The sequence below is a fragment of the Enterobacter cloacae complex sp. ECL352 genome (assembly GCF_020149545.1).
Lineage (GTDB): Bacteria > Pseudomonadota > Gammaproteobacteria > Enterobacterales > Enterobacteriaceae > Enterobacter > Enterobacter asburiae_B.
This window is the reverse complement of record NZ_CP083709.1, coordinates 346,381-360,059: the sequence shown is the minus strand read 5'-3', so window position 1 is coordinate 360,059 and position 13,679 is coordinate 346,381. Positions and strand designations below refer to the sequence as shown.

General features: G+C 57.8%; 9 protein-coding genes. All 9 read left to right on the top strand.

Annotation, left to right across the window (positions count from 1 at the left end):
* Nucleotides 1–13 precede the first annotated feature (13 nt).
* The 9 genes from tssH to LBF07_RS01635 all read left to right on the top strand — a co-directional run bounded on the left by tssH (nucleotide 14) and on the right by LBF07_RS01635 (nucleotide 13,676).
* Nucleotides 14–2,629, top strand: coding sequence for a type VI secretion system ATPase TssH (gene tssH, locus LBF07_RS01675; protein WP_094934692.1), 2,616 nt, complete (start codon nucleotides 14–16; stop codon nucleotides 2,627–2,629).
* Nucleotides 2,630–2,653: 24 nt separating this feature from the next.
* Nucleotides 2,654–4,072, top strand: coding sequence for a serine/threonine-protein kinase (locus LBF07_RS01670; RefSeq protein ID WP_094934691.1), 1,419 nt, complete (start codon nucleotides 2,654–2,656; stop codon nucleotides 4,070–4,072).
* Between the two features lie 65 nt (nucleotides 4,073–4,137).
* Nucleotides 4,138–6,678, top strand: coding sequence for a type VI secretion system Vgr family protein (locus tag LBF07_RS01665; protein WP_094934690.1), 2,541 nt, complete (start codon nucleotides 4,138–4,140; stop codon nucleotides 6,676–6,678).
* Nucleotides 6,659–7,171 carry a hypothetical protein gene (locus tag LBF07_RS01660; protein ID WP_224435103.1) on the top strand — a complete coding sequence of 171 codons (513 nt, stop codon included), beginning with the start codon at nucleotides 6,659–6,661 and terminating at the stop codon, nucleotides 7,169–7,171. The genes LBF07_RS01665 and LBF07_RS01660 overlap by 20 nt, the downstream gene beginning before the upstream one ends.
* 76 nt (nucleotides 7,172–7,247) lie before the next feature.
* On the top strand, nucleotides 7,248–7,802 hold the full coding sequence (locus LBF07_RS01655; protein ID WP_224435102.1) for a hypothetical protein: 555 nt from the start codon (nucleotides 7,248–7,250) through the stop codon (nucleotides 7,800–7,802).
* A 3-nt stretch (nucleotides 7,803–7,805) separates the two neighbouring features.
* Entirely contained in the window at nucleotides 7,806–8,246 is a 441-nt protein-coding gene (locus LBF07_RS01650) for a hypothetical protein (protein ID WP_370642470.1), read from the top strand.
* Between the two features lie 157 nt (nucleotides 8,247–8,403).
* A complete protein-coding gene (locus tag LBF07_RS01645) occupies nucleotides 8,404–8,844 on the top strand; it encodes a DcrB-related protein (RefSeq protein WP_094934688.1) in 441 nt (146 codons plus the stop codon).
* A 3-nt stretch (nucleotides 8,845–8,847) separates the two neighbouring features.
* Complete coding sequence (locus LBF07_RS01640; protein WP_224435101.1) at nucleotides 8,848–13,221, top strand: RHS repeat-associated core domain-containing protein; 4,374 nt, start codon at nucleotides 8,848–8,850, stop codon at nucleotides 13,219–13,221.
* Nucleotides 13,206–13,676 carry an Imm26 family immunity protein gene (locus LBF07_RS01635; RefSeq protein WP_094934687.1) on the top strand — a complete coding sequence of 157 codons (471 nt, stop codon included), beginning with the start codon at nucleotides 13,206–13,208 and terminating at the stop codon, nucleotides 13,674–13,676. The genes LBF07_RS01640 and LBF07_RS01635 overlap by 16 nt, the downstream gene beginning before the upstream one ends.
* Nucleotides 13,677–13,679 lie beyond the last annotated feature (3 nt).

Genomic DNA, 13,679 nt, shown 5'->3' with positions numbered 1-13,679 from the left:
AATGGAAACTAACATGTCAGAAATTAGCCGTGCCGTGCTTTTCGGCAAACTGGATACGCTGTTATTTACCTCTCTGGAAAGCGCCACTGCGTTCTGCAAGCTGCGCGGCAACCCGTACGTTGAGCTGGTGCACTGGCTGCATCAGCTGATGCAGCAGCAGGATGGCGATCTGCAGCAGGTCATCCGCCACTTTGCCCTCGATGAACAGCAGCTGACGCGCGATATCGTGGCCGCGCTGGATGTCCTTCCGCGTGGCGCCAGTTCCGTTTCCGATCTCTCCGAACACATTGACAGCGCCGTGGAGCGCGCCTGGGTCTTCGGCTCGCTGAAGTTTGGCGTCAGCCGTATTCGCGGCGGCCATTTGCTGATCGGCATGCTTAAAACCTGGAACCTGGCTAACGTGCTGAAAAGCATTTCGTCGCAGTTCACCCGCCTTAACGTCGAGGTGCTGATTGAGCAGTTCGACGCGATTTGCGCAAACAGCAAAGAGACGCAGCAGGCCGCTGCCGCCGCAGACGCACCGGCGGGTACGGTACCGGCGGCGCAGGGGACGCTGGCCCAGTACGGCCAGGATCTGACCGCCCGCGCCCGCGAAGGGAAGATTGATCCGGTTGTCGGGCGCGACGAGGAGATCCGCCAGATGGTGGATATCCTGATGCGTCGCCGCCAGAACAACCCGCTGCTGACCGGGGAAGCCGGGGTCGGGAAAACGGCGGTAGTGGAAGGGCTGGCGCTGCGTATCGCCGACGGCGACGTCCCGGAGCCGCTGCAAAATATTCAGCTGTGGCTGCTGGATATCGGCATGCTGCAGGCTGGCGCAGGCATGAAAGGCGAGTTTGAAGCTCGTCTGCAGGCGCTCATTAACGAAGTCCAGTCCAGCGCCACGCCAATCATTCTGTTTATCGATGAGATCCACACCCTGATTGGCGCTGGCGGCCAGCAGGGGACCGGCGATGCGGCGAACCTGCTGAAGCCTGCCCTGGCGCGCGGTCAGCTGCGCACCATCGGCGCCACCACCTGGGCGGAATACAAAAAATACATCGAGAAAGACCCGGCGCTGACCCGCCGTTTCCAGACGGTGCAGGTCCACGAGCCGGACGAAGCGAAAGCCATTCTGATGCTGCGCAGCACCGTGTCGCCGCTGGAGACGCACCACCAGGTGCTGCTGCTCGACGAAGCGGTCAGCGCGGCGGTGAAGCTGTCGCATCGTTACATCCCGGCGCGTCAGCTGCCGGATAAAGCCGTTGCGCTGCTCGACACCGCCTGCGCCCGCGTTGCGGTCAGCCAGAGCGCGCCGCCCGCGCAGCTGGAAGACTGCCTGCGCCACCTTGCCGCGCTGGACGTGGAGATTGAGATTGCTGAGCGCGAAGCGCGCGTGGGAGCCGGCGACGCCGATCGCGTGACCGCTTTACTCGCCGAACGCGACGCGTATGAAACAAAACGCGAAGCCCTGGCCCGGCGCTGGGAAGAAGAACGCGGCCTGGTGCAGGAGATTATCCGCCTGCGCGCGGCGCTGTTCGCGGCGGGCGATGACGATAGCGCCGAGCTGCGCGGCCAGCTGGCGGAACAGCAGCAGGCGCTGAACGCCCTACAGGGTGATGAACCGCTGCTGTTTGCGGCGGTGGATGAAAACGTGGTTGCCGCGGTGGTCTCTGACTGGACCGGGATCCCGCTGGGCCGGATGGTGAAAAACGAGATCGACGCGGTGCTCAACCTCGCCGACACGCTGAACCAGCGCGTTATCGGCCAGCGTCACGGCCTTGATCTCATTGCCCGCCGCGTGAAAACCTCGCGGGCGAAGCTGGACGATCCCAACAAACCGGTGGGCGTCTTTATGCTGTGCGGTCCGTCCGGGGTCGGTAAAACCGAAACCGCGCTGGCGCTCGCGGAATCCCTGTACGGCGGCGAGCAGAACGTTATCACCATCAACATGAGTGAGTTCCAGGAAGCGCATACCGTTTCCACCTTAAAAGGTGCGCCTCCGGGGTACGTAGGGTATGGTGAAGGCGGCGTGTTGACCGAGGCCGTGCGCCGCCGCCCGTACAGCGTGGTGCTGCTGGACGAAATTGAAAAAGCGCACCCGGACGTCCACGAGATCTTCTTCCAGGTCTTTGATAAAGGCTGGATGGAAGACGGCGAGGGGCGCCACATCGATTTCCGTAACACCATCATTATTCTGACCTCCAACGTCGGCACCGATCTGATTAGCGCCATGTGCGCCGATCCGGAGCTGATGCCGGAGCCTGACGCGTTAAGCGGCGCCCTGCGCCAGCCGCTGCTGGAGGTCTTCCCACCGGCGCTGCTGGGCCGCCTGCTGGTGGTGCCGTACTACCCGCTCAGCGACGAGATGCTGGGGCAGATTGTTCGCCTGCAGCTCAAGCGCATTGAGCGTCGTCTGGAAGAGAATCACAGCATTATTTCTGAGTTTGACGACAGCGTGGTGGAACAGATTGTTCAGCGCTGTACCGAGGTGGAGTCCGGTGGCCGCATGGTGGATGCTATTCTGACCAACACCTTGCTGCCTCAGATGAGCCAGATCTTACTTACCGCCAGCCGCAGCGACGAGCAGTACCGACGTCTGCACGTCACCTGCGAGCAGGGCGAGTTTCACTGTCAGTTTGCCGCGTAATAATCATCAAGAGAACTGTAAAAGATGACGGATAATGATAACAATCGGACTGTCCCAAACGCGCTCCCGGTCGGGTACCGCTTCAACGAGTTTGAAATCAAAGAGGTGATCGGCGGCGGCGGTTTTGGCATCGTCTATCGCGCGTGGGATCACCAGCTCGAACGCACTATCGCTATCAAAGAATTTATGCCTTCCTCGCTCGCCGTGCGCGGCGACGACATGACCCTGGTGCTGCGCAGCGAGCGCTTTGGCAAAGCGTTTTCCGCAGGCCTGAACAGCTTTATTCAGGAGGCGCGTCTGCTGGCGCGCTTTAACCACCCGAACCTGCTGCACGTTCTGCGTTTCTGGGTGCAAAACGACACGGCCTACATGGGGACGCTGTTTTACAGCGGCACCACGCTTTCGCGCCTGCGCGAGGAAAAGCCGGAGCTGATCAACGAGGCCTGGATCCGCCGCACGCTGCCGATGCTGTTCGGTGCGATCAAGACCATCCACAACGAAGGCTATCTGCACCGCGACATCTCGCTGGATAACATTCAGATCCAGGATAACGGCCTGCCGGTGCTGCTTGATTTCGGCTCCGCGCGCCGCACCATCGGTAACCTTTCCGATGAAACGGAAACCATGCTGCGCCCGGGCTTTGCGCCGATCGAGCAGTACACCGACGACAACGAAAGCGAGCAGGGCCCGTGGACGGATATTTACGCCCTCGGCGCGGTGCTGCGTACCCTGATTGTGGGGTCTCCGCCGCCGGTCAGCGTGGTGCGCTCGATTCAGGATACCTGCAAACCGCTGGTGGAGATCATGCCGCAGGGCTATTCCATTCCGCTGCTGCAGGCCATCGACCGGGCGCTGGCGCTGCACATGGAGGACCGTCCGCAGTCCATCGACGAGTTCGCCGCGCTGATTGAGATGCCAGTCGCAGGGATCAACGACGTGCTGACGGCGAAAAAGCCCGGCACGATGCTGGTTCCGGTCGAAGACGAAAAACCGGCTTCGCTGCTCGACTGGCGCCGCTACAAGATCCCGGGCATGGTTGCCGCAGGCGTGCTGGTGGGTATTGTCGCCGGGGCGATGCTGTTCAGCGGCGGTAACGATGCTCCCGGGCAGGCTGCACAGGCACCCGCAGAGACGCGTCCAACCGAAACCGCCGCGAACGTCCCAGACGTGAAGCCGGAAACGGCGAAGGTTAACGAGCAGGCGACGCCACAGCAGACGCCGCCGCCTGTGGAGAGCCCGGTTGCGCTGGTCTATATCCGCATCCTCGACGGCGAAACGCTGAAAGTGAACGGCGAGCCAAAAGCGCTGCGTCCGGCGACCAACGGCTATGCATCGCTCAAGCTGCCGGCCGGTGAGGTGAAGATTGAACTCCAGGGCAACGGAAGAACGCGTGGCCAGACGCTGGATATCACCAAGCCGGGCACCTGGCTGGTGAACCCTTAGAATTACGCTCAGTCACAGATGCGAACCTCTTTTCTGAATCGCATAAGCTAGATGGAATAAAGATTATGCTCAACCGAATTACCGTTCAGCTCCCGGTGGAGGGGCTTCTGTTCTGGAAACTGACGGGCCGCGAGGCGATGTCCGAGTCGTTCGCGCTGACGCTGACCGTACTCGGCACGGACGCGCGCATTGACCGCAGCAAGCTGCTGGGCCAGCCGGTCACGGTGACCATCCCGACGCAGAACCTGCTGACGTCCCGCTATGTTAACGGCAAGATTACCCGCGTGGCGGTCAGCGCCGTCGAACTGACGGGCACCCGCTATGCGGTGTACCAGCTGACGGTTGAGCCGGACCTGTGGCCGATGAAGCGCGACCGTAACCTGCGTATCTTCCAGGGGCAGACGGTGCCGCAGATTGTCAAAACCCTGCTTGGCGAGCATCAGGTCAACGTTGAGGATAAGCTCACCGGCAGCTACCGGGTGTGGGACTACTGCGTGCAGTATCAGGAGTCGAGCCTGGACTTCATCAGCCGCCTGATGGAGCTGGAGGGGATTGCCTATCACTTCAGCCACGAGGCGGACAAACACACCCTGGTGCTCACCGACGCCGCCACGCAGCATCAGCCGTTCAGCGGCTATGAGGTCATTCCTTACCACCAGACGCCGTCCGGCGGCAGTACGGACGAAGAGGGCATCAGCCAGTGGGCGCTGGAGGACAGCGTGACGCCGGGGATTTACAGCCTTGACGACTATGACTTCCGCAAGCCGAACGCGTGGCTGTTCCAGGCCCAGCAGAACCCGGCGTCGCCGAAGCCGGGCAGCATCGACGTGTACGACTGGCCGGGTCGCTTTGTGGACAAAGGCCACGGGGAGTTTTATGCCCGTATTCGTCAGGAACGCTGGCAGGTTGAGCATCAGCAGATTCAGGCCACCGCCACGGCGGCGGGGATTGCGCCGGGCCACACCTTCACGTTAACCAACGCGCCGTTCTTCAGCGACAACGGCGAGTATCTGGTGACGGCGGCGGGTTACCACTTCGAAGAGAACCGCTACGCGAGCGGCGAGGGTGAAACCATTCACCGCACCGATTTTACGGTCATCCCGTCGGCGGTGGTGTACCGTCCGGCGCAGAACACGGCGTGGCCGCGCACCTACGGCCCGCAGACCGCGAAGGTTGTGGGGCCGAAGGGCGAGAGTATCTGGACGGACAAATACGGTCGCGTGAAGGTGAAGTTCCACTGGGACCGCCTGGCGAAGGGCGATGACACCAGCTCCTGCTGGGTGCGCGTGTCGAGCGCGTGGGCGGGCCAGGGCTACGGCGGGGTGCAAATTCCGCGCGTCGGCGATGAGGTGGTGGTGGACTTTATCAACGGCGATCCGGATCGTCCGATTATTACCGGGCGCGTGTACAACGACGCGAGCATGCCGCCGTGGGCGCTGCCTGCCGCGGCGACGCAGATGGGCTTTATGAGCCGCACGAAAGACGGTTCCGTCGACAATGCCAACGCCCTGCGGTTTGAGGACAAGGCGGGCGCAGAGCAGGTGTGGATCCAGGCCGAGCGCAACATGGACACCAGCGTTAAAAACGATGAAACGCACAGCGTCGGCGGGGCGCGCAGCCATTACGTGAAGAAAAATGAACTACATCGCGTGGAAGCGAACCAAACCCAGGCCGTGAAGGGCGGAACCGAGATCCTGACGGGGAAAGGCAAGCTGGATGCTGCGGTGGAAGAGTACGTTATTGCTTCCGGGACGAAGCTGCGGCTGGTCTCCGGTGAGAGCGCCATTGAGCTGAACGCTAACGGCAAGATTAACCTGATCGGCAAAGAGTTTAACTTCTTCGTGGAAGGGGATGGGTATATCACCACGGGCGGTAAGCTGCATCTGAATACCTCTGGCACCAAGCCGGGCACAACGGCACCGGGATCGGGGCATAAAGGGGATATTGATGCGGCGGTGCAGGCGAAATTTACGCCGGGAAAGGAGAATAAGGCAGGTGCGGCTGCAAGCGCGCCTGCCGAAACCTCTAAAACTGCAACACCCCCATCATCAGGTGTGCCTTCAAGCGGATATGGCAAGGATGTAGATAGTCTTGTCGATAAATCACCGACCATGAAAAATGACATAGCTACGTTAAAGAAACGAGGCTGGACATTTGAAGAAGGTGAGGCAGGTAAGGGGACGTTTGCCAATCGTCAAAAGCGAGTTATTACCGTTGATAAAAACGAGCTCGGTAATCCGAATGCGGTTGTTCAGTCTTTGTCACATGAAAGTGGCCACGCTTTATATGAACCCAACATTGATTTTTCTTCGCGCGACGCCTATCTCAACAGCACACTCAGTGATGAAGGCGCTGCAACGTTGAACAATATCCGGGTCCAGCGCGAAATCATAGCCAACAAGGGTGGGGATATCGGTATTGCGGGCAATCCGGCAAATCAGACACAATATAATCGTATTTATGATTCCCTCGAACGGGGGGCTATAAAGGAAAGTGAAGCGCGTACGCAGATAGGCCGTATCTTTGGCAAAGGCGAACAAACGTCTACCACAGGGCAATATTACGAAGATTATTATGGCGGTTGGTATGATAAAAATTATCCATAGTCTAAAAACGGGTGCGGTGCTTGCGGCTTTATTAACGACGGGAATGGCAGGAGGTAACATGCAGAAACAGGATCTTTGGCAGTTCATTGCACAAATGAGCGCATCACTCAAAACGTTGTCCGTTAACAGTCTGGATAACGCTCCGTTGTCATTCAGGCTGACAAAACAGAATGAATATATCAATTTCTACAATGCCGACGATATCAAACTGGCGGATGGAACGAACATTACTGCAATTGATTTACGTTTAAGTAAAGAAAGTGACGGTATGGCACCGTTACTGAATTTTTCACCGTCCGGCCAGTGCATCACTCTCGATACCGTTAAAAAGCATTATCCGCAGCTGACGCTAACTGATTATCCACGAGGCCGCTCTGAGAACGAAGTGACCAGCTATACAGCGCCAAAAGATATGAATGGACAAAAGGTGAGCTTCAGTTTCACCGTGAAAAATCCTGACTGTCTGGGTTCAGTCGTCATAAGCGCCGAATAAGAAACGCTGCTTCCATGTCCTGGCGATGTTTCCAGTGGTGAGAAGCGCAATAAATATTCATTGAATGATAACTAATGTGAAAAAACACACTCCGACATTTCTTTGTTCTGCCCTGATGTTTACCTGTCTGAGCAGCAATGCGGTTTTGGCAGAAGCTATGCCGCCCGTTCTGACAAAACAGGATCTTTCCGTCAAGGTCAAAGGCCAGCCTGTCGCATTAGGCGACAGATGGACTCCTGATATTGCCCGTAAAATTGACGTGCCGCTTGAAGGCCATTTTGTCGGTGAGGTTCCTTTTGACGGAACCCAATATAAGTTCTTCCAGCATCAAAAGGCTGGTTTAGAAATATTCACTTCCAATCTCTGGTGGGATAAAGCAGAAAGAAGCGTTGATGATTATATCGTCTCCCAGATTACGCTGACTGCCTCAGATATTTTAACGCCGCGTGGAGTTCATGTGGGTTCAACAATCAGAGCACTGAACAATGCATACGGCGATGGCCAGGTTGAAAATGATTCCGGGGAGCAGTGGATTTCCTATGAATTGGGTAAGAAATTGCTCTCTTTTGAGGTTAAAGACAGTAAGGTTGTGAAAATAACCATGAATTACGAAAATGGTTCTTCAGAGTGATTTATGACCAAAAAATATCTGGCAGCCGTATTGTTCACGGCTTTATTGGCTGGCGTTGTTGAAACGTCATCGGCGCTTGAATTATCGCAATACAATAAGCTCGATACGGTTAGCCGCATCGTTAACGACAGAGAAGTAACAGACAGTCTCAGGACGTTGCTTGGAAATCATTACCAGACCTTTATTGATAACTTTGATGTCTTCGGTGAACCGCATACCACCGCAGGTGGCGGATTGTTTGTTGAAGGCTGGCTAAAAGATCTCTATCTGGAGAACGCGTCAGCGCTGGTTATCGATCCTGACGGCAAAATCTTTGCGGCCTGGGTGGTTCCGGAGTCGGACGTTATTCATTACCAGTCTTCAGATAATAGCCCGGTTATTAATGCCGATATTCAGCAGTGGGCTGCCAGATTTGATGCGATGCATTTTGCAACGAACAACTAATCAAGATTATGCACCTGCGAAATTGGTTGTCAGCAAAGGCGGCCATGTTTTAGTCGAACAGTCAGGTCAATGGCGTAAATAATAAAACAGCCAGCCAGAGGGCCAGCATGGATTGGCCTTTTTGTTTTTCACAATATTAATCATCCCGAGTTCACTTATGAAATACACCCTCCAGGAAGGTTCGTTTTCCCTTTTTCCTGCTGCCTGGCAGGATAACAGCATGAACATTATTCGCGATGACGAAAGCGGGCTGTCCGTGGTGGTCAGCCGCGGCGTTATCCCCGATGGCAGCGACTATGAACACGAGTTCCATCGCCAGTGGGATGTGCTGCGTCCGCAGATGGGCGAAATTGCCCAGAGCGAATTCCGGAACGTAAAAGCCGGGCCTGACGGAAAAATTAACGGGCTGGAAGTTGAGACCACCTTTGACCGTAACGGGCAGCGCCTGTGGCAAAAACAGCTGGCCGTGCAGACGCCGGGCAAACCGGTATTGATGATTTTTACCCTCTCGGCACTCAGGGCATTCACCGAAGAGGACGAGGTGCGCTGGAGCGCGCTTAAGCAGAGTCTGACGCTAAACGACAACCGGAATGTGTAAGGCATGAGCGATAACAAGGCGGCCCGTAAGGGCGACGAGATTATTCACTCCAGCATTTTTGCTGACATCACCAGCATTGTGGCGGAGGGTGCCGCCTATGCGGTGATCGGCGCGGCGGTAGGCGCAGCTGCAACCGTAGCGGCGCCATTGCTGGGCGCAGGGGCGGCCGCAGCGGGCGTGGCGGCAATTGGATCCAGCTGTCTGTTAAGCGGAATTATCGGTGGCGTGCTGGCGAACGTCGCGGGGATCACCGACGATATCAGCAACGCCGCTGAGGGGTTAGGTAATGCGCTTTTCCCGCCGTCGCCTGCGGGTAAAATCACTACCGGTTCCAGTAACGTTCTCACCAACGCAATCCCCGCCGCGCGCGCGGCAGGCACGCTGACGCCCGCCGATACACCGTCCCCCGAGCCGCAGTCGCCGGGCAGCTTTGCCGATTACGCGGGCATGCTGCTATCCGCCGCCGGTCAGTTTGGCAGCGAAATGTGGCAGCCGAGCGTGGCCTCTGCCGCCGCGGGAACCTCGCCGCTGGAAGAGGACAAGGTGGCGTGCGAAAAGCACTCCGGGCCGCAGTATCTGGCGGAAGGCTCTAAAAGCGTCTTCATCAACGGGCAGCCCGCGGTGCGTGCCAAAGATCGCACCACCTGCGAAGGCACCGTTTCCGACGACGTCTCCCCGAACGTGATCATCGGCGGCGACACGCTCACGGTCCGCGATATCAAAAGCGGTAAAACGCCGGGTCTGGCGCTGGGGATGATTGCGCTCTCGCTGCTGCGCGGGCGTCCGGGTAAGATCCTGAAAAACATGCCCTGCGCGCTGGCGGCGGCCGGCGGCGGGATGCTGGCCGATATGGCGGTGAATGCGGTGTTTGGCTCCTCGCACCCGGTTCACGCCGCCACCGGCGTGAAGGTGCTGAATGACGACGACGAGCTCGACTTCTCGCTGCCGGGGCGCTTTCCGCTTCGCTGGCAGCGCAGCTACAACAGCCTGACCACCCGGGAAGGGCTGTTCGGTCTGGGCTGGGCAACCACCTTTGACAGCTATCTGGCGCTGGAAGACAACAACGCCACCTGGTTCGACGAAACCGGGCGCGAGCTGAGCTTCGAGCTGCCGCCTGTCGACCGCGCGTTTTACAGCATCAGCGAAGGCATCATTATCCGCCGCAATGAGAGCGGCGACGTGGCGATTGCCGACGATGACGGCGCGGTGTGGCGTCTGTATAAACCGACCCGGGCGAATCCATCTATCCTGCGTCTGGCCTCCCTCAGCGACGAATACGGCAACGCGCTGCTGACGGAGTGGGACGAGCACGGCAGGCTGGTCGGCCTTCACGACGAGCCGCGGGCGATAGACGTCACCCTGCGCTATGACGATGAACGTTTCCCGCAGCGCGTTACCGCTGCCAGCCATTTTGACGGCAGCCAGGCCTGGCCGCTGATGCAGTGGGGCTACGACGCGCGCGGCCAGCTGGCGAGCGCGACGGATGCCTCCGGCGTGGTGACGCGTGAGTACCGCTATAACGAGCACGGGCTGATGGTCTGGCACCGGATGCCGGGCGGTCTGGAGAGCGAATACCGCTGGAAAAAATTCGATCACTGGCGCGTGGTGGAAAACCGCACCAGCACCGGCGACGGCTGCCGCTTTAGCTACGATTTAGCCGTCGGGCTGACGACCGTCGAGCACTACGACGGCCAGACGCGCCGCCACTACTGGAACGCGCAGAATCTGATTGTCCGCTACGTTGACGAGCGCGGTGAAAACTGGCGCTACGAGTGGAACGAGAACGAGCTTCTGACGCGACGCATCGATCCGCTCGGCAATGCCGTTACCTTCGTCTACGACGAAATGGGCAACCGGGTTCAGGAGATCGACGCCGACGGCAATACCCGCACCACCGCCTGGCTGGAACACCGCGCGCTTCCTGCGGCCATTATTGAAGCCGACGGCAGCGCCACCCGGTTCTGGTACGACGAACATCACGGGCTTAAGCGCGTGGTGGACCCGATGGGGCAGACCACGCAGCTGCGCCGGGACGAGTTCGGCCAGGTCATTGAAGAGGTTGATGCCGCCGGAAACAGCCGCTACCAGGAGTACAACGAGGCCGGGCAGATCGTTCGTTCGACGGACTGTTCCGGGCGTATTACCCGCTACCGCTATCACCCGCTGGGCTGGCTGGTGGCCGAGACTGGCGCCGACGGGGAAGAGACGCGATATCGCTACGACGCCGCAGGGCGTCCGGTGCAGCTCGATCGCCCGGAAGGCTGGACGGAATCGCTCAAATGGAACGAACGTGGCCTGCCGGTGAAGCATGCGGGCGCCGACGGTAAGGAAAGTGAGTTCAGATACGATGAGGCAGGGCGCTTAACCGCAACGCGTAATACCCAGGGTGAAGAGGTCCGTCGCCGCTGGGACAGCCGCGGGCGTCTGATTGCCCTGGAAAACGAAAACGGCGAAGCGTATCAGTTCCGCTGGGGCGCGGACTCGCTGCTGCTGGAAGAGGTGGGGCTCGATGGCGTAGCCTCGCAGTATCGCTATGACGCCTGCGGACGCACGATAGCACGCACGTTTGCCGCCGGTCATCCTGAGGCCATCACCCATGCCTTCGCCTGGAGCGCGAGCGGCCAGCTGGTCGCCCGCACCACGCCGGAGGGGCAGACACGCTATCACTACACGTCGTCCGGGCTGTTAAGCCGGATTGGGCTGCATCCTGCGCTTGCAGCCGACGCGTGGACCACCGCGGCAGAGCAGGAGCTGGCCTTTGAGTATGACGCGCTTGGTCGCGTGACGCGCGAGGCGGGCGAGCACGGCGAGCTGGCGTGGGAATATGACGCGCTGGGCAACCGCACCTCCGTCACGCTGCCCGATGGTCGCGAGCTGAAGCAGTTTTACTACGGCAGCGGGCATCTGTTGAGCATTGCTCTCGATAAGCTGTCGGTCTCCGACTTTACCCGCGACGAACTCCACCGGGAGACCAGCCGCACTCAGGGGCTGCTGACCACCCGCAGCGAATACGATCGTCTTGGGCGACTGCATCGCCGGGACGTCTTTACCGGCAATGCGCAGCGCCCGTCGCCGCGCCGCTGGTCCCGACGCTGGGATTACGACTACCGAAATAACCTGGTGCGTGAAGAGCGGGACGATAACCCGTTCAGCTGGTACCGCTGGCAGTACGACAGCGCCGGGCGCCTGCTAGTTCAGGACGGCACGCTGCCCGGACAGGAGCAGTGGCGCTGGGACGCTGCCGGTAACCCGCTCGAAGGTTCCGCTGAGAAGGTCACGCACAACCGCCTGACGCAGCTGAACGGCATTCGCTGGCGCTATGACATCCACGGCCGCACCGTGGAAAAAGATAACGGCCAGACCCGCTGGCACTACCGCTACGACGGTGAGCATCGTCTGACGGAAGTCATCAGCCAGCCGCGGGACCGCAACAAGCCGCAGACGCAGGTCAGCTTCCGCTACGATCCGCTCGGGCGACGCATCAGCAAAACGCGACGCCAGATACTGGGCGGACAGCCAACCGGCAAGCCGGTCACAACCCGGTTTGTCTGGGAAGGGTTCCGCCTGCTGCAGGAGGTGCACGGGGATGTGCCGCTCACCTACGTCTACAGCGATCAGGACAGCTACGATCCGCTGGCGCGTATTGATGGCGTTAATGCTCCGGAGATCTTCTGGTTCCACTGCCAGCCCAACGGCACGCCGGAGCGGATGACGGATATCGAAGGGCAGGTGCGCTGGGAAGGGGTGAACAGCGCCTGGGGCAAGCTGCTGCGGGAAAGCGAGACGCAGGTATCAGGATATTCTCAGAACCTGCGCATGCAGGGGCAATACCTGGACCGTGAGACAGGGCTGCACTACAATCTGTTCCGGTATTATGACCCGGACTGCGGGCGGTTTACGCAGCAGGACCCGATAGGGCTGGCGGGGGGGATAAACCTTTACCAGTATGCGCCGAATGCGCTGGGGTGGGTGGATCCTATAGGTTTAACCGCTTGCAAAAATGGGAGTCCTAAACGGTCAGTGAGAAACATGTCTTTTGCTGACTGGATTAAAAGAAAGGCAAAAGGTGGGAATAACACCCATGTTTATTTAGGATATAGAGACGGTAAACCTGTCTATGTAGGTATCAGTAAGGATGTAGATATCCGTGCTGTGCAGCATGGTGAAAGGTTCGACAAATTAGTTAGAATTACTGAAGAACCGTTAAATCGCGGTCATGCGCGGAGCATAGAACAAGCAGTTATTCACAACAACCCTCATTTTGAGAACTCTATAAATAGCATAAGTCCGACAAGGAAGTTATACTCAGATGCTGTTTCGTGGGGCGAAAATTGGCTTAAAAATAATGGGATTAATGTAAAATGGCCGACAGATTAACAGTAGTGTCAGGAAATGAAAGGCAAAAAAAATGGCCTAAACAAGGTGATTTTTTTTACTTTCAGTTAAATGATGGTCGATTAGGCTATGGTATGGTCTCCTTGGGTAAAATAGATGTCGGTCCATTCAAAAATGCTATAGTTATATATATATATGACTATTTTACATCTTCGCTTCAAGAAGATGCTGTATTGGCAAAAGATAATTTGCTATTGCCGCCAATCATTACTGATAATTCATGCTGGAAAAACGGTTACTTCGTAACATTTAAAACTATCGAAACGAGCGAAGTGGATATCTTACCACAACATTATTTTAAAAACCCTGTCAGAAATAAAATATATGATGAGCATGGCGTAACAATTGACTCACCAACTGAGAATATACCAATCGGTGAAGAGTCGATTCAATTCTATAAAAGCGTTATAAAATCTATAGAAAGCTTTGTTAACTAATAG